Raw genomic sequence first — 24,077 nt, 5'->3', positions numbered from 1 at the left:
CAGGGCCGCGCGTCGGGAGCGTGCGGCGGGAGGAATGAATGAGAAGTTCTACGCTGTGGCGCGCCATGCCGTTGCTGGCTCCAGTCCAATTGCTGCTGCTCGGCGTGATCGTCATCCCGTCGATCTACGTGATCTGGCTGAGCTTTCAGTCGTCGACCTTCGGGCAGAGCGCCACCTTCGTCGGCTGGGACAACTATGTCCGTGTCTTGACCGATCCGGGCTTCCACAGCGCTCTCTGGAACACGGTCATCATTGTCGTCGTGGCTGTCCACCTCGAACTGGTCGTCGCACTCGGCATGGCCTTGCTGTTTAATTCCGGGCTCTGGTTTCGCCGCCTGCTGCTGGTGGCTGTGCTTGCGCCCTACGCCGTGTCCGAAGTGGTGGGCGTTGCCATGTGGCGCTTTCTGTTCGATCCCGATGTCGGACCGTTGACCACCTTTCTCCAGGCGCTCGGCATACCGCCCCTGGAATGGTCGTACGAACCGTTGCACGCCATGATCATGATCGCCGTCCTGACCATCTGGATGCATCTGCCTTTCACCTTCATCATTCTCTATGCGGCTCGGCTGGCCCTACCGTCCGATCTCTACGAGGCGGCCCGCATCGATGGGGCGACCCGTCTTCAGTGCTTTTGGCGGGTGACAGTTCCGCTGATGGCTCCGGCAATCCTGGTGGCGCTGCTCTTCCGCTACATCTTCGCGTTCCGCCTGTTTTCGGAAGTCTGGCTGCTGACCGGCGGCGGACCTGCGCGGACGACCGAGGTGGTCGCGGTCTATCTCTATCAGGAAGCCTTCAGCTTCAACGCCTTCGGTCCGGCTTCCGCGACGGCCTGGATCATGGTGATCGTCTCGCTGCTGCTGGCTTCCGGATATATCTTCCTTCTTCGTCGGCAGGTGCGTCATGCTTGAGCGGGTTCTCATCAAATCGTGCAAGACGCTGGCGGTCATTCTTATGCTCGTCTGGTCGCTGTTCCCGATCGTTTTCATCATGACGTCGTCGTTCAAGCCCGGCCGCGAAATCTTCGCCGCTCCTCCGCAATGGCTCTTCCAGCCGACGTTCGAGCATTATGTGAAGCTTTGGGATCGATGGGGCGCGTTCTTCGTCGGGCTCCTGAACTCGACGATCGTCACCATCGGCGCGGCGGCGCTGGCCGTCATCGCCTCAACCTGTGCGGGTTATGTCTATTCCCGGCACTCCAACCGGTTTCTTGACGCGTCGCTCGTCGGCCTCATTGCCGTGCGCCTCATTCCGCCGATCGTCGTGACCCTGCCGCTCTTCCCGATCATCAACAATCTTGGGCTGGCCGACACCCATTTCGTCCTGTCCGTCCTCTATGCAACGTTCTTCGTGTCGCTCGGCACCGTGTTGATGCGCACCTTCATCGACCAGATCCCGCGCGAGCTGGACGAGGCCGCCGCCATAGATGGCGGCACGACGCTGATCATTCTCAAGCGTGTCATCGTGCCGCTGGCCGCTCCCGGGATCATCGCGGTGGCCGTGTTCGTCGTCGTGTTCGCCTGGAACGAATTTCTCTTCGCCTTCATCTTCACCAGTACCAAAGCCAAGACCGCGCCGCTGGTGATCTCGGAGATGATCGGCTCCATCGAAGGCGTCGATTGGGGCGTACTGTTTGCCGCATCCACCATACAGCTCCTGCCGGTCCTGCTCTTCGTCATGGTCATGAACCGCTACCTCGTAGCGGGACTGACGGCGGGGGCGACCAAGGGATGAATCGAAACCCTTCGGGGAGGAGCCCGGAGGAAATGAAACCGCAATCTCAAGGGAGGAATACATGTCCAAATTCAACGCATCACGGCTGAGCCGCCGTCAATTTCTCGGAACTGCAGCCGGCGGCATGGCGCTTGCGGCGGCGGGACCGGTTCTCGCGCAATCCAAGACGACCCTGCAGGTCTTGAGCCACAAAGTCCACCAGACCTCGCTCGGCGAAGGCGAGAAGGATCTGCTGGCCGCCTGGAAGAAGGAAAACAACATCGACGTCGCATTCACGACGCTCGATTCCAATCCGCTCATGGACCGGCTATTTCGCGAAGCAAGCCTCGCGCAGACCGATTTTTCCGTCGGTTTCATGGTCGATAACCGCCCGACGAAGCAGAACGCGACGCTTTTTGAATCCCTGCGCGAGTGGCAGGCGAAGGATCCGATCGAGGCGTTCGATGACATCGCACCGGGGTTGGTGAAAGGCATGACCGTCGATGGCAAGTTGATCGGCATTCCGGTCCGTACCGCGACACAGGGCCTGTTCTACAACGAGGAACTGCTGGCTGATGCCGGAATCAAGACGCCTCCGACGACGCTTGAAGAACTCGTCGAGCAGACCCTCATCATTTCGAAAGCCGGCAAGGCGACCGGTATGATCCTTGCTTCCGACCTGGCGGTCTTCCCCGTCATGTTCGCGCGCGCCTTCGGCGGTGATTTCATCAGTCAGGACCTCAAACTGTTGCCCGATCCAACCGCGATGGAGCAGGCACTGACGGTTCTGGCCGGGATGTTCGAAAAGGGAGCATTGCCTCGTAGCTATGCGACCAACAAGAATGAGGAATTGCTGACCTGGATGCAGCAGGGACGTGCGGCGTTCAGCGTGCTGCCGTTCGCACGATCTGCACAGCTCAACAGCGCCGAAACCTCGAAATACCCTGGCAAGATCAAGGCGATCGCGTTTCCCATCTCACAGGCCCTGAAGGGCAAGCAGGAAATGGCAAGCGTCGTCGAGGCATGGGCCATGACGATCCCGGCCAATGCCAGGGACAAGGCGGCTGCCTGGAAGTTCATCAAGGAGGTTTCCTCCAAGAAGAATACGCTTGGCATGGCCGTGAATGGCAACGGCCCGGCGCGAGTTTCGACCTTCCTTGAGCCGGAACTTACCGCCAAGAGCTCGGTCGCATCTGTCGAGGCCAAGGTTCTGGCGAATGCGCGTGGCGCCTTCCCGCCCTTTGCCGAGGCCGCCCGTGCCCAGCAGCTTTTCGTCGAGGAAGTGCAGCTTGCCGTGCTCGGACGCAAGACCCCAAAGGATGCCGTCGCTGCCATCCTCACTCGCGTCCAGCCCTTGCTGCCCGCCTGATCAATATCATGGGGCGGCGATCCATCTTAATGGCCGCCCCATCCATCACCGCCTTGTCCCTTTACCCTTCAGGACTACGACCATGAATATTCCGCTGAGCTTTACCGAACCCGCCCGAGAGATACCGGTTAGCGCCGACTACGACGTCCTTGTCGTCGGCGGCGGTCCCGCCGGTCTCACCGCCGCCCTTGCTGCGGCTGAAGATGGGCTGCGGGTCGGACTTCTCGAAAGCCGCAGCTTTGTTGGCGGCAACATGACGATCGGCCTGCCGGTCCTTGGTTTCCTCGGTCAGAAAGGCAATCAGGTCATCTATGGTCTGCCCCAGAAATTCATCGACCGTCTCAAGGAGCGCAATGCGGCCTCCGAGCACCGCCCGTGCCCGCTGCACATGGGCATCACCCTCGTCGAGCCGGAAGCGGTCAAGACGGTCGGCCTGGAGATGCTGACCGAGGCTGGCGTCGATGTGGTCTTCTACACGTTCGTCGCGGGCGTGATCATGAGCGATGACGGCTCGTCCATCCGCGGTGTCGTCACAGAAAGCAAGAGCGGTCGCAGCGTCGTCGTCGGCAAGATCGTGATCGACTGCACCGGCGATGCCGATGTCGCCCACCGGGCGGGCGTCGCGACCGAGAAGGGCGACGAGCATGGGGGCATGCAGCCGCCGACGTTGATGTTCTGCCTTTCGAACGTCGACACCGAAAAACTGAGGATGTCCATCGCCGTCGAAAAACGCACCTATCTTACCGACTTCATTCCGGCCGAATATTTCGGTCAGAATCAACAGTTCATCGTCGTCGGCCTGCGGGAACTGATTGCCAAGGCGCGCACCGAGCGCAATCTCGACATCCCTAACGAGCGCACCATAATCATCACGGGACTTAAGAAGGGCGAAGTCTGGATCAACATGACCCGCGTGACCGGGACCGACGGAACCGACGCGCGTTCGCTGACGCATGGAGAGATCGTCGCACGGCATCAGATCGACGACATCGTCGAATATCTCATCAACTATGTCCCGGGCTTCGAGGAGGCTCATTTTACCAAGACCGCGCCGTTCCTCGGCATCCGCGAGACACGCCGCATCGTGGGGCGTTACACGATGAACGAACAGGATGTGCTCGGCTGCCGGCACTTCGAGGACGCCATCGCCGTGGCATCCTACCCTATCGACATTCATCGCCCCGGCGACGAGGGCTGCACGCTGATCTGGTGCGGTGATTGCTATGATATCCCCTATCGATCCCTCCTGCCGAAGAGCATCGAGAACCTGATCGTCGCCGGGCGTTCCATCTCGGCGACCCATGAAGCCATGGGCGCGATCCGCGTGATGGCAACCTGCATGGCGATGGGCGAGGCTGCCGGCCGTGCGGCGGGAATCGCGATTTCACAAGGCGTTCGGCCGTCGGATGTCGATATCCATGCGCTACGCCGAAAGCTGCTCGAAAAGGGCGCCTATCTGCGCGGCCTCGAAGGCGAACGGCTGACTCCGGAAAACGAAAAGGTGTGCATTCCCACCGCCTGACAACCCATTCCCCACACATCCCCTCCGGCACGGAGGGGATCGCACAACCTTCGGAGCGCGGCAACGCGACAGGGAGATAAGCCTATGGCTCGCTTGAAATTGAGCGGGGTGAAGAAGAGCTTTGGTGGCCTGGAAGTCATCAAGGGCGTCGATCTCGATATCAAGGACGGCGAATTCGTTGTCTTCGTCGGCCCCTCGGGCTGCGGCAAGTCCACGCTTCTGCGGATGATCGCCGGCCTCGAGGATATTTCCGGCGGAACGCTGGAGATCGACGGAACCGTCAGCAACAAGGTGGAGGCGCGCGACCGCGGCATTGCCATGGTCTTCCAGTCCTATGCACTCTATCCGCATCTGACCGTGGCCGAAAACATGGGGTTCAGCCTCTCGCTGCGAAAGACACCTAAGGCGGAGACGACAGAACGCGTTCTGAAAGCCGCCCAGATTCTCAAGCTGGATCATTTGCTGGATCGGAAACCCAGCCAGCTTTCGGGCGGGCAGCGGCAGCGCGTTGCCATCGGCCGCGCCATTGTGCGTGAACCTTCGATCTTTCTCTTCGACGAGCCGCTGTCCAACCTGGACGCCGCCTTGCGAATGGAGACCCGCACGGAAATCGCCAAGCTGCACCGCCAGCTCGCGGCGACCATGATCTATGTGACGCATGATCAGGTGGAGGCGATGACGCTTGCCGACAAGATCGTGGTTCTGAATGGTGGCGTCGTGCAGCAGGTCGGCGCCCCGATGGAGCTTTATCAGAATCCCTGCAACGCCTTCGTTGCCGGCTTCATCGGCTCGCCGAAGATGAACCTGCTGACAGTCGATGTGACATCCATCGAGCGGGGCGGGGCACGGATCGAGTTTCCCGGTCTTGAACCGTTCCCGGTTCCGGCCGGTCGCGTGCAGAACCCCGGCAAGGCGCTGCTTGGTATCCGGCCGCAGGCTTTTTCGCTGACGGGTGGCTCAAGGAAGCTGAGCGGTCGGGTCGTTCTAGTCGAGCGCATGGGGCCTGAAACGGTGGTGAATTTACGTCTCGCCAACGACGCGCAGGTGCTGGCCGTCCTGTCAGGAGATGTCGAGTTGCCGCTGGATTCGGACGTCAGCATCTCCTTCTCGGAGATCGACGCGAAGCTTTTCCCCATCAGTGATCTGCACTGAAGAAAAGGAACAGGACAGAAAATGGTTCAGAACCTTGCCGGCAAAACTGCCGCAATCACTGGCGCGGGCTCGGGTATCGGCTTCGAATGCGCCAGGCATCTCGTAGCCCATGGCGTCAAAACCTTTCTGATTGACCGCAACGTTGCGGCCCTGCGCGAGCGGGCCGATGAACTTGGCGAGTTGGCAGTCCCGATCGAGATCGACCTTCTGCTCGGCGAAAGCCAGTCGCAGATGTTGCCGCGCATCCTGCAGCACACCGACCGGCTGGACATTTTCCACGCCAATGCGGGCGCCTATGTCGGCGGGCCCATCGCCGACGGCGATCCGGATGTCTGGGACCGGGTGCTCAATCTGAACATTAATGCGGCCTTCCGCTCCATCCATGCGGTGATCGGCCACATGATCGCCAATGGCTCCGGCGATATCATCGTCACGTCCTCGGTTGCCGGCGTCGTTCCCGTCGTCTGGGAACCCATCTACACGGCCTCTAAACATGCGGTTCAGGCATTTGTGCACAGCGTCCGGCGGCAGGTCGCTCCCCACGGGGTGCGGGTAGGGGCCGTCTTGCCGGGGCCTGTGGTGACGCCGTTGATCGATGACTGGCCAAAGGCCAAGCTCGATGATGCGCTTGCCAATGGCAGCCTGATGGAGGCCAGCGAAGTGGCGGAGGCGGTCGTCTTCATGCTGACCCGCAACCCCAAGGTGACCATTCGCGATCTGGTCATCCTGCCAGCCGCCCTCGACCTTTAGAGCGACGCCCATGACCACATATTTCGTTGGCATCGACGTAGGAACAGGGTCGGCCCGCGCCGGCCTCTTCGACGGCTCCGGCCGCCTCGTCGCCACCGCCAGCAGGCCGATACGGATTTGGCGCCCCCGCGCCAGCCATGTCGAACAATCGAGCGTCGATATCTGGGAAGCCGTATGCGACGCGGTTCGGGACGTCATGCGGCAGTCCGCCATCCCACCCGCCGCCGTTGCCGGCATCGGGTTCGATGCGACGTGCTCGCTGGTTCTCATCGATGAGGCGCGCAAGCCGGTCGCCGTCAATGCTGATGGCATCGACGAGCGCAACATTATCGTCTGGATGGATCAGCGGGCGACGGCCGAGGCCGCCTACATCAACGACAAAGGCGCCAGCGTCCTCGACTATGTTGGTGGCCGCATTTCTCCGGAGATGGAAACGCCGAAGATCCTGTGGCTCTCGCGCAATCTGCCAGACAGTCTGCACCGCGCCCGCCATCTCTTCGACCTGGCGGACTTCCTCACGTGGCAGGCAACCGGCAGCCTTGAACGCTCGACCTGCACCCTGACCTGCAAGTGGACCTATCTGGCCCACGAAGCCTCTTGGGATCCTGATTATTTTGAGCAGATTGGGCTGAGTGGACTGATGGACGCCGGCTTCGCGCGGCTCGGGGTCGATGTCGTCGAGCCCGGCACGTGTCTTTCGCACGGGTTGACCGCCGATGCGGCGGCACAGATGGGACTGGTGTCCGGAACACCTGTTGCCGCCGGCATGATCGATGCACATGCCGGCGCCGTCGGCACCCTTGGCGCCGCGGGTCTCCCCGGAGAGCTGGAGCAACGGCTGGCCTATGTCTTCGGCACATCGGCCTGCACGTTGAACGTCACGCGCGCCCCCGTCTTCGTCCCGGGCATATGGGGGCCGTATTTCTCGGCGCTTCTGCCAGGCATGTGGCTCAATGAGGGTGGCCAGTCGGCAGCCGGGGCGGCCATCGACCACTTGGTCCAGCTTCATCCCTACGCCTCGGAGGCGGTTCGCCTCGCGCAACACGAGGGAATGGGTCTGGTGCAATGGCTGGAACGTCGAGCGCAGGGGCTCTCATCCGACCTCTCGATCACCGACATCGTAAAGGGACTGCATATCGTGCCCGAATTCCTCGGCAATCGTGCACCTCTTGCAGACCCGCAGGCTCGGGCCGTCATCGCCGGGCTCGGCCTTGATGCGGACGAGCTCAGCCTCGTGCGCCTCTATCTTGCCGGTCTGGCGTCCATTGGTTACGGCCTCAGGCAGATCCTCGATGCGCTCCGTGCCAAGGGCATCGCCATTACAACGGTCGTGGTCAGTGGAGGGGCGGCACGAAGCCGGTTGGTCCGGCAGATGCTCGCCGATGCTGCCGGCATCGCCATCGCCACCGTCGATACGGACGAGCCGGTCCTGCTTGGCGCAGCCATGCTGGGTGCGGTTGCGGAGGGACACGTGCCCAGCCTCGAGTCAGCCATGTGCAGAATGTCCAATCTGGGTGAGAGTATCGGCCCCGATCTGTCGGCGCAGGACATTCATACGCAGCGCTACAGGACGTTCCTCGCCCTGCAGGAAGCCTACCGCGGCATGCGCGATCATTGATGCAATTGGTCCTTGATGCGATTTAGCGCTGAATGCCGACCGGCAATCGGATTGCTAGATGCGAGCGCACGGTCGGCTCGCTGATGCCGAGCAGGTCAGCCGCCTCTTTCCCGCCCAATCCCTGGGCAAGTGCCATGCGGCGGGACCGTCGGATGCAATTGCTGCAAGACCAGGCAATCGCAAACGAACATGCGAAGCGCTTCCCAGAGCATTCGTTCGCCTACGTCCTCGATCCTATCGAGCAGGGCGTGAAAGCGAAGGGGCGCGCGAAGTATCCTGACCGGACGCCTACGAAGATATGGATTGTGGCCCACAGGATCGTGGGTTCCAACCCTATCCAGAGCTTCTTTCCAGCGGTTTTTTCTAAGCCTTCCGCCCCTGTCTCTCCCCCTGCGGGGTTTCCTGGTTACCCTAGAACCGATGACAGAAATTCGCGCGTCCGCTCCATTCGCGGCGCGCCGAATATCTCTTCAGGTGCACCCTGTTCGCAGATGCGCCCCTTATCGAAAAAGCAGACGCGATCTGACACCTCTCGGGCAAAGCGCATCTCATGGGTGACCATCAGCATGGTGAGATCATGTTCATGCGCCAGAGCGCGGATGACCGAAAGCACTTCGCCCACCAGTTGCGGATCAAGCGCGGATGTCGGCTCATCGAAAAGCAGAACCCGTGGGCGCATCGCAAGCGCACGGGCAATTGCCACACGCTGCTGCTGCCCGCCGGAAAGCTGGACCGGATAGTGGTCCTTCTTGTCCGCGAGCCCCACCATCTGCAGCAGGTCCAGCGCACGCCCTTCGGCTTCCGCGCGCGCCATTCCCAATACCCGCACCGGCGCTTCGACAACGTTGCGAAGCACCGTCATATGCGGAAAGAGATTGAAACTCTGGAAGACCATGCCGACATGATTGCGGATCTGGCGCAGGTGTTTTTCCGAGGCCTGGAACCGGCCCTTGCCGCCCTGCTCGTGGTAGGACGTGCCAGCAAGCGTCAGCTTGCCTTCCTGGAACGGTTCGAGTGTCATAAGAATGCGCAGGACCGTCGATTTACCGGAGCCTGACGGTCCGATAAGCGTGACTTTCTCGCCCTTCGCGACGCAGAAATTGAAGTGGTCAAGCACCGTCAGAATCCCGAAGCGCTTGGTGACATCGGAAAACTCGATGATGGGCGGCGGATCGATATTGTTGGTCATCGCAAGGGTATTCCTGCCTTTGGAAGAGCTTTATGCAAGCGGTGGAGGCCTGCTGAGCAGATCAGCGTCAGCAGAAGGAAGATCAGGCCGACAAGCGTCAGCGGCACGAGATATTCGAAGGTGCGTTCGCCGATCATGTTGGCAAGCCCCATCATCTCAAGAACGGTGACCACCGAGAGAACCGGGGTTTCCTTGATCATGGCCACGAGATAGTTGCCCATGGCAGGGACTATTCGCGGAACGGCCTGGGGCAGGATGATATCGCGATAGGCCTGCATGCGCGTCATATTGAGCGCGGTTGCCGCTTCCCATTGCCCGTGATGCACCGCTTCGATGCCGCCGCGATAGACCTCCGACGTGTAGGCCGCATATTGCAGACCGAGCGCCAGGGCACCGGTCAGAAAGGCGGGGAGCACGATACCGAAATCGGGCAGCACGTAGTAGAGGAAGAACAGCTGCACCAAAAGCGGCGTATCGCGCAGGAACTCAACGATAACGGCGGTCGTCCAGGAGATCACCTTGACGCGGCTTCGGCGCAAGAGGGCGAACACCAGGCCGAGCACCAGTGCAATCGCGAACCCAGCGGCTGCAGCCTTCAACGTGACGGTCAAACCAATCAGAATGATTGGCAGGATCGAGGTCGTGTAGGTAACCCAGGTTGTCGTGTCCCATTCGTAACCATACATCATGGCGGTAAGATCCTCACGAATGAGCCGAGCGAGGGAAGACATCGCCGCGCCGGACGAAATGCTCGATCACGCGCACGGCTGCCATCAGGACGAGCGACATGGCGAAGTAGCATACGAGCGTGATCGAATAGATGCTCGCGCTGTCCAGCGTGATGTTGCGAATGGATTGGGCCGCGAAGGTGAGATCGGCGATCGAGATCAACGACACCAGCGAGGACAGCTTCAGCGTTTCGATGGCGAGGTTTCCGAAGGCCGGCATCATTTCGACGATGGCTTGTGGCAGCGAAATGCGAAAGAGGGTCTGGGCACGGTTGAAATTCAACGCTCGGGCGGCCTCCAGCTGCTGCACGGAGACTGATGCGAGGGCGCCTCGAACGATTTCGGCCCCATAGCCGCCGACATGGGCGGCCAATACCAGAATGCCGGTGGTGATCGGATCGAAGCTCAGACCGACCAGTGGCAGCGCGTAATAGAACCAGAACAGCTGAACGAACAGCGAGGTCCCACGAAACACCTCCGTGTAACAGAGCGCGACGGCCGACAAAATCGGTCCTCCCTCGACGCGCAGGATGCCGAAAACGAAGGCGAGCATCGCGCCGCAGACGATCGCTGCCAAAGTGATCGTCATCGTCACGGTAGCGCCTTGCCAAAGCATCGGCAGGTAGGCTGTCCAGCTCATCTGGCAATATCTCCGAATGAAAGCAGGTAGCGCCCGGTCCGGGACCGGGCGCTTTTTTTGTTACTTCCCGGAGCAGAGATCAGCGACTTTCTTCTCCGCTGCTGCCGCAATGCTCTGTTCCGACAGGCCATACTTCATCAGGGTCTTCTTGTAGCCATCCGTCTTTCGGAACGCGATGAGCGCAGTGTTGAACGCGTCGCGCAATTCCTTGTCTTCCGGACGGAAGGCAAAGCCGCCATAGTTGCGGACGGGTGCGCCCTTGACGATCGGGTCCTTGAACGGCGCAACCTGCTCGACATTGGCCTGTCCCTTGGCGAGTTCGGAAACGGTCAACTCGGTCGCCGCATAGGCATCGACCCGGCTCTGCACGGTCGGGATCGCATCGGCATTCGCCGGAATGAAGACGATCTGCTCGTCCTTGACGCCGACGGCACGCAGGAAGTCGACATTGTTTGCACCGGAAACCACGGCAACTTTCAAGGACGGGTCTTTTGCAATGTCGCCATAGGTCGTCAGGCGCTTCGGATTGCCCTTCTTGACCAGCAGTCCCTCACCGTAGGACGAATTGGGCTCGGTAAAGGCGACCTGCTTGCAGCGCTCCGGGGATATGTTCTGCTCTGCGGCGGCAAAATCGAAGCGACGAGCCTTGAGACCTGGAATGAGCGTGCCGAAGGGCGTTACGGTCCAGTTGACCTCCTCAATGCCCATGGACTTTAGAACGGCATTGGCGACGTCGGGGCCGATACCGGCAGAAGTGCCGTCCGGCTGCATATACGAGTAGGGTACCTCGTTGGCCGTCGCGGCACGGATAAATCCCTGTTTCTTGGCTTCTTCGACGGTCAGTGCGGTGGCCGACGTGACGCCGATGCAAAGCGCAAGTGCGGTAAGGCAAATGGTTTTAGAGATGCGCATTCGAATTCTCCTCTGGTTAAGGTTCTTCTGGTCCGTTTTCGGATCTCAGATGGTTGCGTTTATTTGATCTTCTCCGTGATCGTCGCGATCACGGAAAGGCAGTCGCCGGCCTTGATGAGGCCGGGCACGTGGCGAGCCGCCAGAACGCCATCCATGGCAGCGCGGCAGTGGATCGGCGCAACACCGGTCTTTCCGACCGGGTAGATGCTGGCGATGATGTCGCCGGTAATGATCGGATCGCCGAGATCGTGCGCGAACGCCACCAGTCCGTCATCTGCAGCGAATGTGAAGCAATCGCTTGACGGCATATCGAGCCAGCGGGTCGGCTGGGTATATGGCGCGCCCTCCAGGATTCCGACGTGGCGCAGGAGGTTGAGACTGCCCTTTCGCGCGATCTCGATCGTTTTTGCGCTGGCAGTGCCAGCACCGCCGAGCTCGGTGGTCACGAAGACCTTGCCCAGTTCCTCGACCGTCGTATCCAGCATGCCGACCGCATCGATCTCCAGCATCTTCATCGAGTAGGGCGCAGCGAAAGCCGCAACGGCATCAAAACAACGCGCCTCCTGATCCTTGTCGGGCAGTTCGTGTGCTGCTGCATAGGGAAGAAAATCGAGCGTCTTGCCGCCCGAATGGAAGTCGAGCACGATGTCGGCGAGCGGTACCAGATTGCGGGTGACATAGTCCGCGATCTTTTCCGTCACCGTTCCATCCGGGCGACCCGGAAAGCTACGGTTCAGATTTCCGCGATCGATCGGCGACGTGCGGGTTCCGGCGCGAAACGCGGGATAATTGAGCGCCGGGACGATGATGATGCGTCCACTCACCTGCGAAGGATCCAGCGTCTGTGCCAGTTCGAAGAGAGCCGCCGGACCTTCATACTCGTCGCCATGGTTGGCACCGGTGAGGAGGGCGGTCGGGCCTTCGCCGTTGGAGATGACACAGACCGGGATCATCACCGAGCCCCAGGCGCTGTCGTCACGGCTGTAGGGCAATCGCAGATGCCCGTGCTGCACGCCCTTCCCGTCGAAATCGACGGTCGGCGTTATCGGCGAGGGGCGGGGCGCACTCGTCAGCATGGCCTCAGCCTTTCACGAACAGCTGGCGCGGCACATTCGACAGGCATTCGACGCCCGTTTCGGTAATCACGATGCTTTCGGTGATTTCCAGCCCCATGTCTTCGAGCCAGAGACCGGTCATAAAATGGAATGTCATGCCGGGCTTCAACTCCGTGCGGTCGCCCGGGCGCAGGCTCATGGTGCGTTCGCCCCAGTCCGGCGGATAGGACAGACCGATCGGATAGCCAGTCCGGTTGTCCTTGATGATCCCGTATTTTTTCAACACGGCGAAGAAGGCGTTGGCGATGTCCTCGCAAGTATTGCCAGGCCTTGCCGCGGCAAGGCCCGCCTCCATGCCTTCGAGCGTCGCCTTTTCCGCGTCGAGAAAGGCCTGCGTCGGCTTGCCCAGGAATACGGTCCGCGACAATGGGCAATGATAACGCTTATAGGCGCCGGCGATTTCGAAGAACGTCCCTTCGCCCGAACGCATCGGCTTGTCATCCCAGGTCAGGTGCGGCGCGGAAGCGTCTGCGCCCGATGGCAGGAGCGGCACGATCGCCGGATAATCGCCGCCGAATTCCGGCGTACCACGAATGCCGGCATCATAGATCTCGGCGACGAGATCGCATTTGCGCATGCCGGGTTCGACAACCTCGACAATGCGCTTGTGCATCAGTTCGACGATCGTGCCTGCCTTGCGCATATAGTCGAGTTCGGTCGTGCTCTTGATCGCGCGCTGCCAGTTGACGAGGGCAGCCGCATCCTTGAAACGGGCATTTGGGAGATGCTTTTGCAGAGAGGCGAAGGCTGCGGCCGAGAAATAATAATTGTCCATCTCGACGCCTATCGCGAGGCTGGACCATGCGCGCTCGCCGATGATCTGCGCCAGAAGATCCATCGGGTGGCGTTCGCTCGACTGAACGTAGTGATCCGGGTAGCCGATGATATTGTCATGGTCCAGATAAGCGGTGCGCTTGGCGCCGTTGGAATCCTGCTTGCGGCCGTACCAGATCGGCTCGCCGCTCGGCGGCACCAGCACGCATTGATGCACATAGAAGGACCAGCCGTCATAGCCGGTAAGCCAGTGCATGTTGGATGGATCGGTGACGATCAGGAGATCGATCCCCGCCTTTTCCATCGCGTGACGGGTTTTGGAAAGGCGAGCGGCATATTCCTCGCGGGTAAAGTTCAGCGTCACACTCACGCTGCATCTCCCATTTTGATGTCGTTTTCGATCGTCTGGCCACGTCCGGCATCTGTCGCGCGGGCAAGCGCCAGATTGGCGATGGCTGTGTCCTGCACGCCGGTACCCGTAAGGTCGGCAAAGGTTATTTCGTCTGCGTTCAAGCGGCCAATTGCCTTACCGGCGATGACAGCTCCGAGTTCCGCAAACTGCCGGTCCGGCATGACTGCGCCGGTCTTGATGGCATGGTGTAACTCACCGAGGATGCTGGTCTGCGATATTCGATCCGGGACGTAAATCGCGCGAGCAAAGACGGCCGGATCAATCTCGTTCTTGTGCTCTGCATCCGATCCCATCGCGGTCAGATGCTGACCGGGTTCAAGCCATTCGGCCATCAGGATCGGCCGTTCGGCCGGCGTCGTTGTGACGACGATATCTGCTCCGCGCACGGCCTCGCGCGGATCGGCAATTGCGGCGGTCTCTATCCCGTGGCTACGCGCGAAATCGACAGCAAGCGTCTGCGCCTTTGCGTGGTCGCGTGCCCAGATGCGCGCCGATTTGATCGGGCGCACAAGCATGAGAGCCGCGAGTTGCAGCTGTGCCTGAACACCTGCACCCAGGATCGTCGCGACGCAGGCGTCTTCACGCGACAGATGTCGTGCGGCGACGGCACCGGCCGCTGCGGTGCGCACATCCGTGAGATAGCCGTTGTCAAGAAGAAGGGCTTCGACCAATCCGGTCTTCGCGCTGAGCAAGATCATCAACCCGTTCAGGCTTGGCAGACCGATCTTGGGGTTGTCGAAGAATCCCGGACTGACCTTGATGGCGAAGCCGTCAAGGCCTGGCACATAGGCTGTCTTGACGTCCACTTCACCCCGAAATTCCGGGATGTCGAGGCGCAGGATCGGCGGCATCGCAACGGCTTCGGTGGCGAGCGCCGCAAACGCCTGTTCGATGCAATCGACCGCGGAGACGTCGAGCTTGACGATGGCGTGAAGATCCTTTTCCATCAAAATAGTGATGCGGCTCATAGGGTGGTCCCCTCGACGATTTTCTGGTGCATCTTCGGGTCGATGTTGCCGCCTGAGACGATGACGGCGGTGGGGCCGGACAGCTCGGCCTTGTCTGCGAGGATAGCGGCAATGCCGACCGCGCCGGCGCCCTCGACGGTTATGCTCTCGTTGCGCGCCGCATGGCGGATGCCTTCGGCGATCTCATCCTCGCTGAGAAGGATGATGTCGTCGAGGAGATCGCGGCAGAGCGCAAAGGTGACATGGTTTTGGAGGCCGATGCCGCCCCCAAGCGAATCCGCCAGCGTTTCCTCTTCGCGGATTGCGACAGGCTTGCCGGCGGCAATCGCTGCATGCATGGCTGCCCCGCGCTTCATCGATATGCCGATGACCCGGGCCTGTGGTCTCAGGGCCTTGACGGCAACGGCAATGCCACCGGCCAGACCGCCGCCGGAAAGGGGAACAAGCACGGTCGCAAGGTCAGGCAGGCTTTTCACAATCTCAAGGCCGATCGTGCCTTGACCGGCAACGACGTCCGCATGGTCGAAAGGCGGGATCGGCGTCAGGCCGCGGCTCTTGGTCAGGCGTTCGACTTCCTCTTGTGCATCGTCCTGCGACAGGCCGACAATGCGGATTTCGGCGCCGAGCAAGCGGATGGCTTCGATCTTGTTGGCCGGAACGAGCGATGACATGCAGATGATGGCGGGAACGCCAAGCTCACGTGCGGCGTAGGCCACGGCGCGACCATGATTACCTGTCGAGGCGGTGACGAGGCCGCGTTCGCGTGCCGCATCATCCAGCAACAGGATAGCGTTCATCGCGCCGCGCAGCTTGAAGGCGCCGACGGGCTGGCATGTTTCGAGCTTTAGGTGGACGAACTGACCGGTGTATTCAGAAAGCGTGCTGGAGCGAACGAGCGGCGTGCGCGCCACCCTGTCGGCAATGCGGGTCGCAGCCTGCTCAATGTCTGCCAGGATGACTGGCTGGACGGTTTCTTCGGTCAATCTGGACTGGACGTCGCTCTTCATGATTGTCATGTTGTGAGCGAAGTAAAATCATGTCAATTATTATATTGTAATGATTCAATGATTGTCCTGGGGTTGCTCTAGCCGATCGAACCGACGTCGTAGACCGGCGGCAGTTGCTCAAAGGCCTGCCGCACGGTTGTCAGCGCCTTGGCCAGGCTTGCATGGTTCAGGCGTCCGCCCAAACAGATACGAATGCCGCCACCATGACCCGGTCCGGCAATGAAGGGTTCGGACGGCGTGACGGCGACTTTCTGGTTGGTGAGCGAACGGACCAGGCCTTCCTCGGACCAGTGCGGCGGGACCTTGAGCCAGGCGCAGAGCGAGAGCGGATGACTGGAGGCGATATGGTCGCCGAGGATTTCTGTCGCGATGTTTTGGCGTGCCTTTGCTTCGTCACGCTGGATTTCGAGCAGACGCTGCGCCGTGCCGTTCTCGACCCATCGTGTTGCGATTTCGCCGGTCAGATAGGTGCCGCTCCAACTCGATACGCGCAGGATTGAGGCGGCGCGAATGGAATAGGCGGGTGGCACAACGAGATAGCCAACGCGCAACCCTGTCAGCACCACCTTGGTGAAGCTCGTGACGAAGAAACCGAGATCAGGCAGCATTTCCGTGATCGAAGGCAGGTCCTCTTCGATCAGTGGTCGATAGACCTCGTCTTCGATGACGAACACGCCATGACGTGCCGCAATCGCGGCTATCTGATGCCTGCGTTCTGCACCCGAGACGTGACCTGTCGGATTATTGAGGGTTGGAATAAGCACCAATGCCCGGACACCGCCTGCTGCGCACGCGGCTTCCAGTGCATCGGGCAAAATGCCCTCATTGTCGGTAGGCAGGCCCTTCAGGCTGAAGCCGAGTATATTGGAAAGTCCGATGATGCCGTGATCGGTGAGATTTTCGCTCAAGACGACATCGCCGGAGCGGACGATGCAGCTCAGGGCGAGAAAAATGCCGTGGGCGGCGCCGTTGGTGAGGAGAACGCGTTCCACCCCGGCCGCGACGCCGAGCGTGCATAGCCAGATGCGCGCCGTCTCTCGATGACGATCAAGGCCGGCGATCGGGCGGCATGGGCGCATGAAGCTTGCATTGTCGCCTTCGGAAAGCTCACGAAGGATCTCGCGAGATGCGGCCTCGTGCGCATCGAGATAGACGCCGCGAATAATGGAAAGGTCGTGCACTTCGTTGGCACTATGGTCAAGCATCATGCGGCCGGCGCGGTCGGTCACGCGTGTCTTGACGAAGGTACCGCGACCGATCTCACCACTTAGATAGCCGAGCCGCTCAGCCTCCTTGTAGGAGAGGCTGACCGTCTGGACCGAAAGTCCGAGTTCGCGCGCCAGATCGCGATGCGTCGGCATGCGATCCATCGGCTTGAGAACGCCGGCATCAATATCGGCGATGATGCGCTCGGTGAGCGCCGCATGTTTCGTCTCACCCCTTTGCTTGGAAAGGTGCGGCCGCCATGCCACCGGCTTGGTCGCCGCGATCGGAACAAGGTTGAGGGGATTGGCTTGACGTCGCATGAAATTGGCTCGTTTTGAGGACGGCTATTTCATGACATTATGCACGCTTCGTCTCAAAGATGAAGCATTATGCAGCCTGGGCCGCAATTGCATCCGGAATAATCACGATCGCTGCGATTTGCTCGGTAACAGGCATGGCCGAGCGGGACTTGTCCCGCCCGGCAGTCATGCCTGCGTCAAATCGTTTCGCCAGCCTGGACCAAATCGTCCATGACCGAGCGCACAGCGGATTCGGCGATGGCAATGATCTCGTCGACCTCTTCCTTCGTCGTGACGAGGGGCGGCGCAAAGCCCAGAATATCGCCATGCGGCATGGCACGGGCAATCAGTCCACGATTGCGCGCTGCCTTCGAGATACGTGCACCGACAGCAAGGCCGGGCGCAAAGCGCGTCTTCTTTTCCCGATCCGCCACAAATTCGATGGCGCCCATCAAGCCGACGCCTCGCACTTCGCCGACAATGGGAAGCTGAGCGAACTTTTCCTTCAGCTGTGCTTGGAAATAGGTGCCAACCGTGCGTGCATTCCCGGGCAGATCCTCCTTCTCGACGATGTCGAGAACGGCGTTGGCTGCAGCAGCGCCAATCGGGTGGCCGGAATAGGTGTAGCCATGCGAGAAAGCGCCGACGCGGTCGGCACCTTCTTCCATCACCTTGTAGACCTTTTCGCCGACGATGGCGGCCGACAGGGGGAAGTAGGCCGAGGTAAGGCCTTTGGCGACTGTGATCAGATCAGGTTCGATGCCGTAATGCTGCGACCCGAACATTGAGCCTGTACGTCCGAAACCGGTGATGACTTCGTCGGCGATGAGCAGGATGTCGTATTTCTTGAGGACCTTTTGCACTTCGTCCCAATAGCCCTGCGGCGGTGGAGTGATACCGCCGGTGCCAAGTACGGGCTCGGCGATGAAAGCGCCGATGGTGTCAGGGTCTTCGCGCAGGATCAGCGCTTCAAGTTCGTCGGCACGGCGCTTGGAGAATTCGAGTTCCGTTTCGCCTGCGTCGGCGCCCCAATAATGATGCGGCGCGCCGGTGTGAAGAATGCCGGCACGCGGCAGGTCCATGTGGTCATGGTAAAAACTCATGCCGGTCATCGAGCCGGAGACGACGCTGCAACCATGGTAACCCCGTTCGCGGGAGATGATCTTCTTCTTGTTCGGCGTGCCGCGCAGGTTGCTGTAGTACCAGACGAGCTTGGCTTGGGTTTCGTTGGCGTCGGAACCCGACATGCCGTAGAAAACCTTGCTCATCCGGCCTGGCGCCATTTTCACCAGACGGTCGGAGAGGATCGCAAGTTCATCCGTCGTGTGGGCGGCATAGGTATGGTAATAGGCGAGGCGATAGGCCTGGCGCGAGATGGCCTCGGCAACTTCGGTGCGGCCATAGCCGACATTGACGCAGTAAAGACCGGCGAAGCCGTCGATCAGCTGGTTCCCCTGTGCATCCTGAATGCGGATGCCCTTGCCGGTTTCGACGATCGTCGGATCGCCCAATTTGCCGCTGGCGAAATCTTTGATCTGCGTAAAGGGATGCAGGACCGATTTGCGGTCCATCTCGGCGATCTGATCGAGGTTGGTGGTCATAGCAGCGGATCCTTTCATGCAGCGAGATTGCCGAAGCAGACATATTTTGCTTCGAGATATTCCAGGAGGCCGTGGCGCGAGCCTTCGCGACCAAGGCCGGATTGCTTCCAGCCACCAAAGGGTATCGAGGCGCCGGTGAATTTCGGCGTGTTGACGGCGATCATGCCGTATTCCAGCCGGTCGGTAAGGCGCATCGCGCGACCAAGATCATTGGTGTAGACGTAGGCTGCCAGCCCCATTTCGGTGGCATTGGCACGGGCGAGCACGTCCTGCTCGTCATCGAACGGCAGTATTGCGGCAACTGGGCCGAAGGTCTCTTCGCGTGCGATCAGCATGTCATCGGTGACATCGGCAAGCACGGTCGGTGTGACGAAATTGCCGCCAAGCGGGCTGTCCTGTCCGCCGCAGACGAGGCGTGCGCCGGCGGAGAGTGCCTGTGCAATCTGCTGGCGGCATTTTTCGGCTACCGAAGGGCGGGTCATCGGCCCGATATCGGTGTGGGGTTCGAGGCCGTGACCGACTTTAAGCTCCAGGGTCGCCTTGGCGAAGGCGTCGACGAACCGATCGTAATGCCCGCGTTGGACGTAAATCCTGTTGGCGGCGAGGCAATCCTGCCCTGACGTGGCAAATTTTGCGCCGATACAGCCCTTTACAGCGTCGGAAAGCCCGGCGTCGTCGAACAGGATGAAAGGTGCATGGCCGCCAAGTTCCAACGAGGCCTTCTTCACGGTTGCGGCCGACTGCGTGAGCAAGATGCGCCCGACCTCGGTGGAGCCGGTAAAGGAAAATGCGCGCACGTCCGTGTCTTCCAGCAGACGGCGTGCAAGCGGGGCAGCTTCGCCGGTGAGAACCTGGAATACGCCAGCGGGCATCCCGGCCTCCTGCGCGAGCTTTGCCAGAGCAAGCGCCGATAGCGGCGTTTCCGGAGCAGGCTTGACGATCATGGTGCAGCCGGCCGCGAGAGCCGCGCCCGCCTTGCGGGTAATCATGGCGGAGGGAAAGTTCCACGGCGTGATCGCAACGGTGACGCCAAGCGGCTGCATCTGTACCGAGAGGCGGCTGCCTGGCAGGTGGCTCGGGATCGTTTCGCCATAGGCGCGCTCACCTTCGGCGGCAAACCAGTCGAGGAAATTCGCGGCATAGGAAATCTCGCCAAGTGCCTCTGCCAGCGGCTTGCCCTGTTCGGCCGTCATGATAACAGCGAGATCCTGCGCGTTATCGCGCATCAGCTTGCCCCAGATGCGAAGGATCTGGCCCCGCTCGACGGGAAGCTTGTCACGCCAAGCGAGAAAGGCGTTCTTCGCAGCGTCGACGGCAGCATCGGCGTCTTCAAGCGAGCAGGCCGCCACATCGACGAGGTGTTCGCCGGTTGCAGGATCGACGACGCCCAGCGTCTCCGCGCGTGCTGCCCATGTGCCGCTCAGAAAGGCACGGCGCTCGATCAGATCGGGTCGTTTCAGGTTGTTCAGCGCAGCGCTGGCGATACCTTTCATGCGGGGCTCCAAATTAGGTTTACAAAGAGACTAGTCGTAGGACATGATCGCCTGGCTGCATTGATTTGACCTTCCGTGCAGGAATTGTGCTCAATTTTGGCTCTTGGCGCAGGATTTCTGCATGACTACTCTCGATAGAGCGGACAGAGCGCTGCTTGAGGCTGTTCAAAAGAACAATCGCATGACGTCAGAAGAGCTGGCGCAAATTGTCAATCTCTCACCGACGGCTTGTCAGCGGCGCCTGAAGCGGCTGCGTGAAGAAGGGGTGATCGAGGCAGATGTGTCGATCGTCTCGCCAAAGGCCGGGGGCCGCGGTATCACCATGATCGTGCTTGTCTCGCTAGAGCGCGAACGCGCGGACATCGTTGATCGATTCAAGGCAGCGATCCGCGCCACTCGGGAAGTCATGATCGGCTACTACGTGACGGGCGATGCCGATTTCATTCTGGTTATTACCGCGAAGGACATGGAGGACTACGAAGCCTTCACACGTCGGTTTTTCTACGAGAACCACGATATTAGAGGTTTCAAAACCATGGTGGTAATGGATCGAGTGAAAGCTGGCTTTGCTTTCCCGATCGAGGATTGATCGCCGTCTGCGCACAGCCTTGCTCCGCATGTCGTCCGGCACATATCCGGCTAGCGGGTCATCGAAGGTCCATCTCTTCGACCAACAAAGCGAACAAGGGATAAACTGAAGGGCGGACGGGCGAACAACGACGAACCCACATCAGATTTGCTTGAACCTAGGTACAAAGCGTTTGTAGATATCTACCATATTCGCTCTTGCCCAGCTTCTTGCCGACGGCCTCCAGTTGCTTGTCATCTATAAAGCCCCTGCGCCAAGCGACCTCTTCAGGGCTGTTGATCTTGATGCCCTGCCGCTTCTGCAGAGTGCCGACAAAATTGCCTGCTTCCAACAAACTCTCAGGCGTCCCGGTGTCGAGCCAAGCAAAACCGCGGCCCATTTGTTCGACGTTCAACTTGCCACGTTCGAGATAGACTCGGTTGATATCGGTGATCTCCAGTTCACCGCGCAGCGATGGCTTGAGGTTTGCGGCAATGTCGACCACGTCCTTGTCGTAAAAATAGAGTCCGGTAACCGCCCAGTTGGATTTCGGGACAGTCGGCTTTTCGACGATCGAGATCGCCTTCATTGCCTTGTCGAACTCGACAACGCCATAACGTTCCGGATCGTGAACATGATAGGCGAACACTGTCGCACCATCGTTGCGCGCCGCAGCGCTTTCAAAAAGCTTTGTGATGCCATGGCCGTAGAAAATGTTATCACCGAGAATGAGACAGGACTGATCCGATCCGACAAAATCGGCACCGATGATGTAAGCTTGAGCAAGACCTGCAGGTGAAGGCTGTTCCGCATAGGAAAGCGAGATTCCCCAGGCCGAACCGTCACCTAACAGGCCGCGAAAATCGGGCAGATCATGCGGCGTGCAGATGATGAGGATGTCGCGTATTCCGGCTAGCATCAACGTCGAGAGCGGATAATAGATCATCGGCTTGTCATAGACGGGCATTAGCTGTTTCGACGTGACAAGCGTCATCGGATGCAGCCGCGTCCCGTTGCCGCCAGCCAGAATGATACCCTTCATCGACAATTCTCCTCAAAATGCCTCTTCCATGCCGGCCTGTTTTCCGGCGCACCGCTGGCCAAGAGCCGTTGCAACGTGGTCGCGGTCGCGATTTTCCAGTTGGGCAGTCGAACACCGTGAATCCGTTCGAGCTTGCTGCAATCCAATCTCGAATTGGTTGGCCTGCGAGCCGGTGTCGGATATTGCGCAGTCGGGATCGGATGGACGATCGCAGACGGGCCACCCATCTCGGCAGATATGCGGAAGATCTCGGAAGCAAAGTCTGCCCAGCTGGCTTCACCGCTTCCCGCTAGGTGGAATATACCGCGCAGGCGCTGGTCCCGTGACGACAGCAAATTGTCGGCAACCGTTAATATGGCATCGGCGATATCGAGTGCAGATGTTGGATTGCCGTATTGATCGGCGACGACAGCGAGTTCGTCACGACTTCCGGCAAGATGTAACATCGTGCGCAAAAAGTTCTTGTTAAAGGGGCTGTAGATCCACGCAGTCCTGAGGATGACGTAATCCGCCCCCGACGCGTCGAGACAACGTTCGCCTTCAAGCTTCGATCGACCATAAACACAGAGGGGCGCGACAGGGTCGCTCTCTTGATAAGGCGAAGACTTATCGCCGTCGAAGACATAGTCCGTCGAAAAGTGAATAACCGGCACATTAAGCTTGGTCGCTACGCGACCGATCTCATTTATGGCCGCACTGTTGACGACAAAAGCTTTGGCCGCGTCGCTTTCCGCTTGGTCGACGGCGGTATAGGCGGCAGCGGAGATGATCAGTTCAGGTCTCGCTTCCACAAGAGCTTTTTCGATCGTTCCGATATTGGCAAGGTCGAGATCGGGTCGAGCTAGCGGGATAATTTTTATCTCGCCGTGGCGCTCGGCTCGCTCGATCAGAGACTGTGCGACCTGCCCGCCACGTCCGGTGACCACATACCGCCGCGCCATCATTTGCCTCCGGATCGATGAAGGAGGCCGAGCCGGCCACCACCGTAGCCCTGACGAAGCGGTGCCCACCACCATTCGTTTTCCAGGTACCAGTTGACGGTCTTTTCGATCCCGGTATCGAAATTTTCTTCTGCCTTCCAACCCAATTCCGCCTCCAGCTTGGTGGCGTCGATCGCGTAGCGTGCGTCATGCCCGGGCCGGTCCGTGACATGGGTAATCAGTCGCTCGTGTGGGGCATTCTGCGGCCGCAGGGTATCCATGATCCAGCAGATGTGCTTGACCACCTCTATGTTGCTCCGCTCATTACGGCCGCCGATATTGTACGTTTCGCCGATCCTCCCGCGTTCGGCGATGAGGTCCAGCGCCCTTGCGTGGTCCTCGACAAATAGCCAGTCGCGGATGTTGGCGCCGTTGCCGTAAACAGGCAGCGATTTGCCCTCAAGAGCATTCAGCACAATCAGCGGGATCAGTTTTTCAGGGAAGTGATAAGGGCCGTAATTGTTCGAGCAGTTGGAGACAATAACCGGCATGCGATAGGTGCGGGCCCACGCTTTTGCCAGGTGATCAGAGGCTGCTTTGGACGCTGAATAGGGAGAAGAGGGATCGTAGGGGGTTTCTTCGGTGAACAATCCGCCCTCGCCGAGAGAGCCATACACCTCGTCGGTAGAGACGTGGAGAAAGCGGAATTCTGTTTTAGCTTTGCCGAAGAGATCCTGCCAGTGGTGCCGGGCTGCCTCCAGCAAGGTAAATGAGCCGACGACGTTGGTTTCGATGAAGTCGCGGGCGCCAGTTATAGAGCGGTCCACATGGCTCTCCGCCGCCAGATGCATGACTCGGTTGGGTTTGAAACTGTCGAACGCCTCCTGCATCGCCGCTCGATTGCAAATGTCTGCCTGAAGGAAACGATGCCGCGGATTGCTTTCGACGGTGGCGAGCGACGCCACGTTGCCGGCATAAGTCAGCTTATCTACGGTCAAGACGTCGTAGTTTCTGACGAGAACCAGATGACGCACGACAGCCGATCCGATGAACCCGGCTCCGCCGGTAACGAGGACGCGCAT

General features: G+C 60.0%; 22 protein-coding genes. 8 read left to right on the top strand and 14 right to left on the bottom strand.

What is annotated here, in order from left to right; translation table 11 throughout:
• Positions 1 to 38: 38 nt before the first annotated feature.
• The 7 genes from C5J22_RS01660 to C5J22_RS01630 all read left to right on the top strand — a co-directional run bounded on the left by C5J22_RS01660 (position 39) and on the right by C5J22_RS01630 (position 8,121).
• Positions 39 to 908 carry a carbohydrate ABC transporter permease gene (locus tag C5J22_RS01660; protein WP_105436870.1) on the top strand — a complete coding sequence of 290 codons (870 nt, stop codon included), beginning with the start codon at positions 39 to 41 and terminating at the stop codon, positions 906 to 908.
• Positions 901 to 1,731 carry a carbohydrate ABC transporter permease gene (locus tag C5J22_RS01655; RefSeq protein WP_105436869.1) on the top strand — a complete coding sequence of 277 codons (831 nt, stop codon included), beginning with the start codon at positions 901 to 903 and terminating at the stop codon, positions 1,729 to 1,731. Before C5J22_RS01660 ends, C5J22_RS01655 begins: the two co-directional genes overlap by 8 nt.
• A 61-nt stretch (positions 1,732 to 1,792) precedes the next feature.
• A complete protein-coding gene (locus C5J22_RS01650; RefSeq protein WP_105436868.1) occupies positions 1,793 to 3,079 on the top strand; it encodes an ABC transporter substrate-binding protein in 1,287 nt (428 codons plus the stop codon).
• A gap of 82 nt (positions 3,080 to 3,161) precedes the next feature.
• On the top strand, positions 3,162 to 4,601 hold the full coding sequence (locus C5J22_RS01645) for an FAD-dependent oxidoreductase (RefSeq protein ID WP_105436867.1): 1,440 nt from the start codon (positions 3,162 to 3,164) through the stop codon (positions 4,599 to 4,601).
• A gap of 84 nt (positions 4,602 to 4,685) precedes the next feature.
• Positions 4,686 to 5,753, top strand: a complete 1,068-nt coding sequence (locus C5J22_RS01640; RefSeq protein ID WP_105436866.1) for an ABC transporter ATP-binding protein — start codon at positions 4,686 to 4,688, stop codon at positions 5,751 to 5,753.
• 21 nt (positions 5,754 to 5,774) lie between these two features.
• Positions 5,775 to 6,503 carry an SDR family oxidoreductase gene (locus tag C5J22_RS01635; protein WP_105436865.1) on the top strand — a complete coding sequence of 243 codons (729 nt, stop codon included), beginning with the start codon at positions 5,775 to 5,777 and terminating at the stop codon, positions 6,501 to 6,503.
• A gap of 10 nt (positions 6,504 to 6,513) precedes the next feature.
• Positions 6,514 to 8,121 carry an FGGY-family carbohydrate kinase gene (locus tag C5J22_RS01630; RefSeq protein ID WP_105436864.1) on the top strand — a complete coding sequence of 536 codons (1,608 nt, stop codon included), beginning with the start codon at positions 6,514 to 6,516 and terminating at the stop codon, positions 8,119 to 8,121.
• 406 nt (positions 8,122 to 8,527) lie between these two features.
• Here the strand turns inward: C5J22_RS01630 and ehuA are convergent, their stop codons facing one another.
• The 11 genes from ehuA to C5J22_RS01575 form a co-directional block, all read right to left on the bottom strand.
• Positions 8,528 to 9,310 carry an ectoine/hydroxyectoine ABC transporter ATP-binding protein EhuA gene (gene ehuA / locus C5J22_RS01625; RefSeq protein ID WP_105402646.1) on the bottom strand — a complete coding sequence of 261 codons (783 nt, stop codon included), beginning with the start codon at positions 9,308 to 9,310 and terminating at the stop codon, positions 8,528 to 8,530.
• The gene (ehuD, locus tag C5J22_RS01620) at positions 9,307 to 9,999 is read right to left on the bottom strand and encodes an ectoine/hydroxyectoine ABC transporter permease subunit EhuD (RefSeq protein WP_105402647.1); all 693 of its coding nucleotides are present in this window, start codon (positions 9,997 to 9,999) and stop codon (positions 9,307 to 9,309) included. The genes ehuA and ehuD overlap by 4 nt, the downstream gene beginning before the upstream one ends.
• Positions 10,000 to 10,012: 13 nt before the next feature.
• Positions 10,013 to 10,678, bottom strand: coding sequence for an ectoine/hydroxyectoine ABC transporter permease subunit EhuC (gene ehuC, locus C5J22_RS01615; protein ID WP_105402648.1), 666 nt, complete (start codon positions 10,676 to 10,678; stop codon positions 10,013 to 10,015).
• 60 nt (positions 10,679 to 10,738) lie between these two features.
• The gene (ehuB, locus tag C5J22_RS01610) at positions 10,739 to 11,590 is read right to left on the bottom strand and encodes an ectoine/hydroxyectoine ABC transporter substrate-binding protein EhuB (protein WP_105436863.1); all 852 of its coding nucleotides are present in this window, start codon (positions 11,588 to 11,590) and stop codon (positions 10,739 to 10,741) included.
• 59 nt (positions 11,591 to 11,649) lie between these two features.
• A complete protein-coding gene (gene doeB, locus C5J22_RS01605) occupies positions 11,650 to 12,666 on the bottom strand; it encodes a N(2)-acetyl-L-2,4-diaminobutanoate deacetylase DoeB (RefSeq protein WP_105436862.1) in 1,017 nt (338 codons plus the stop codon).
• 4 nt (positions 12,667 to 12,670) lie between these two features.
• The gene (doeA, locus tag C5J22_RS01600; RefSeq protein WP_105436861.1) at positions 12,671 to 13,849 is read right to left on the bottom strand and encodes an ectoine hydrolase DoeA; all 1,179 of its coding nucleotides are present in this window, start codon (positions 13,847 to 13,849) and stop codon (positions 12,671 to 12,673) included.
• A complete protein-coding gene (eutC, locus tag C5J22_RS01595; RefSeq protein ID WP_105436860.1) occupies positions 13,846 to 14,859 on the bottom strand; it encodes an ectoine utilization protein EutC in 1,014 nt (337 codons plus the stop codon). Before eutC ends, doeA begins: the two co-directional genes overlap by 4 nt.
• Positions 14,856 to 15,875, bottom strand: coding sequence for a hydroxyectoine utilization dehydratase EutB (eutB, locus tag C5J22_RS01590; protein WP_105436859.1), 1,020 nt, complete (start codon positions 15,873 to 15,875; stop codon positions 14,856 to 14,858). The genes eutC and eutB overlap by 4 nt, the downstream gene beginning before the upstream one ends.
• 68 nt (positions 15,876 to 15,943) lie before the next feature.
• Positions 15,944 to 17,392 (bottom strand): PLP-dependent aminotransferase family protein, encoded by a 1,449-nt coding sequence (locus tag C5J22_RS01585; protein WP_105436858.1) that lies wholly within the window; start codon positions 17,390 to 17,392, stop codon positions 15,944 to 15,946.
• 176 nt (positions 17,393 to 17,568) lie between these two features.
• A complete protein-coding gene (locus C5J22_RS01580) occupies positions 17,569 to 18,972 on the bottom strand; it encodes an aspartate aminotransferase family protein (RefSeq protein WP_105436857.1) in 1,404 nt (467 codons plus the stop codon).
• A gap of 14 nt (positions 18,973 to 18,986) precedes the next feature.
• Positions 18,987 to 20,465 (bottom strand): NAD-dependent succinate-semialdehyde dehydrogenase, encoded by a 1,479-nt coding sequence (locus C5J22_RS01575; protein WP_105436856.1) that lies wholly within the window; start codon positions 20,463 to 20,465, stop codon positions 18,987 to 18,989.
• A 121-nt stretch (positions 20,466 to 20,586) separates the two neighbouring features.
• Between C5J22_RS01575 and C5J22_RS01570 the strand changes: the two genes are divergently transcribed.
• On the top strand, positions 20,587 to 21,054 hold the full coding sequence (locus C5J22_RS01570) for an Lrp/AsnC family transcriptional regulator (RefSeq protein WP_046666233.1): 468 nt from the start codon (positions 20,587 to 20,589) through the stop codon (positions 21,052 to 21,054).
• Between the two features lie 157 nt (positions 21,055 to 21,211).
• On the opposite strand, the gene rfbA is transcribed toward C5J22_RS01570, so the two are convergent.
• Genes rfbA through rfbB form a run of 3 tightly spaced genes read right to left on the bottom strand, consistent with a single transcriptional unit; the run spans position 21,212 to position 24,077 of the window.
• On the bottom strand, positions 21,212 to 22,075 hold the full coding sequence (gene rfbA, locus C5J22_RS01565) for a glucose-1-phosphate thymidylyltransferase RfbA (RefSeq protein WP_105436855.1): 864 nt from the start codon (positions 22,073 to 22,075) through the stop codon (positions 21,212 to 21,214).
• A complete protein-coding gene (gene rfbD / locus C5J22_RS01560) occupies positions 22,072 to 23,016 on the bottom strand; it encodes a dTDP-4-dehydrorhamnose reductase (RefSeq protein WP_371412522.1) in 945 nt (314 codons plus the stop codon). The genes rfbA and rfbD overlap by 4 nt, the downstream gene beginning before the upstream one ends.
• On the bottom strand, positions 23,016 to 24,077 hold the full coding sequence (gene rfbB / locus C5J22_RS01555) for a dTDP-glucose 4,6-dehydratase (protein ID WP_105436853.1): 1,062 nt from the start codon (positions 24,075 to 24,077) through the stop codon (positions 23,016 to 23,018). Before rfbB ends, rfbD begins: the two co-directional genes overlap by 1 nt.

The organism is Neorhizobium sp. T25_13, from assembly GCF_002968675.1.
Lineage (GTDB): Bacteria > Pseudomonadota > Alphaproteobacteria > Rhizobiales > Rhizobiaceae > Neorhizobium > Neorhizobium tomejilense.
This window is presented reverse-complemented; position numbering and strand designations above follow the sequence as displayed.

Excerpts from the sequence above, each read along its gene's own strand:
- C5J22_RS01660 (WP_105436870.1), top strand. The coding sequence starts at position 39 with ATGAGAAGTTCTACGCTGTGGCGCGCCATGCCGTTGCTGGCTCCAGTC.
- C5J22_RS01655 (WP_105436869.1), top strand. The coding sequence starts at position 901 with ATGCTTGAGCGGGTTCTCATCAAATCGTGCAAGACGCTGGCGGTCATT.
- C5J22_RS01650 (WP_105436868.1), top strand. The coding sequence starts at position 1,793 with ATGTCCAAATTCAACGCATCACGGCTGAGCCGCCGTCAATTTCTCGGA.
- C5J22_RS01645 (WP_105436867.1), top strand. The coding sequence starts at position 3,162 with ATGAATATTCCGCTGAGCTTTACCGAACCCGCCCGAGAGATACCGGTT.
- C5J22_RS01640 (WP_105436866.1), top strand. The coding sequence starts at position 4,686 with ATGGCTCGCTTGAAATTGAGCGGGGTGAAGAAGAGCTTTGGTGGCCTG.
- C5J22_RS01635 (WP_105436865.1), top strand. The coding sequence starts at position 5,775 with ATGGTTCAGAACCTTGCCGGCAAAACTGCCGCAATCACTGGCGCGGGC.
- C5J22_RS01630 (WP_105436864.1), top strand. The coding sequence starts at position 6,514 with ATGACCACATATTTCGTTGGCATCGACGTAGGAACAGGGTCGGCCCGC.
- ehuA (WP_105402646.1), bottom strand. The coding sequence starts at position 9,310 with ATGACCAACAATATCGATCCGCCGCCCATCATCGAGTTTTCCGATGTC.
- ehuD (WP_105402647.1), bottom strand. The coding sequence starts at position 9,999 with ATGATGTATGGTTACGAATGGGACACGACAACCTGGGTTACCTACACG.
- ehuC (WP_105402648.1), bottom strand. The coding sequence starts at position 10,678 with ATGAGCTGGACAGCCTACCTGCCGATGCTTTGGCAAGGCGCTACCGTG.
- ehuB (WP_105436863.1), bottom strand. The coding sequence starts at position 11,590 with ATGCGCATCTCTAAAACCATTTGCCTTACCGCACTTGCGCTTTGCATC.
- doeB (WP_105436862.1), bottom strand. The coding sequence starts at position 12,666 with ATGCTGACGAGTGCGCCCCGCCCCTCGCCGATAACGCCGACCGTCGAT.
- eutC (WP_105436860.1), bottom strand. The coding sequence starts at position 14,859 with ATGAGCCGCATCACTATTTTGATGGAAAAGGATCTTCACGCCATCGTC.
- eutB (WP_105436859.1), bottom strand. The coding sequence starts at position 15,875 with ATGACAATCATGAAGAGCGACGTCCAGTCCAGATTGACCGAAGAAACC.
- C5J22_RS01585 (WP_105436858.1), bottom strand. The coding sequence starts at position 17,392 with ATGCGACGTCAAGCCAATCCCCTCAACCTTGTTCCGATCGCGGCGACC.
- C5J22_RS01580 (WP_105436857.1), bottom strand. The coding sequence starts at position 18,972 with ATGACCACCAACCTCGATCAGATCGCCGAGATGGACCGCAAATCGGTC.
- C5J22_RS01575 (WP_105436856.1), bottom strand. The coding sequence starts at position 20,465 with ATGAAAGGTATCGCCAGCGCTGCGCTGAACAACCTGAAACGACCCGAT.
- C5J22_RS01570 (WP_046666233.1), top strand. The coding sequence starts at position 20,587 with ATGACTACTCTCGATAGAGCGGACAGAGCGCTGCTTGAGGCTGTTCAA.
- rfbA (WP_105436855.1), bottom strand. The coding sequence starts at position 22,075 with ATGAAGGGTATCATTCTGGCTGGCGGCAACGGGACGCGGCTGCATCCG.
- rfbD (WP_371412522.1), bottom strand. The coding sequence starts at position 23,016 with ATGGCGCGGCGGTATGTGGTCACCGGACGTGGCGGGCAGGTCGCACAG.
- rfbB (WP_105436853.1), bottom strand. The coding sequence starts at position 24,077 with ATGCGCGTCCTCGTTACCGGCGGAGCCGGGTTCATCGGATCGGCTGTC.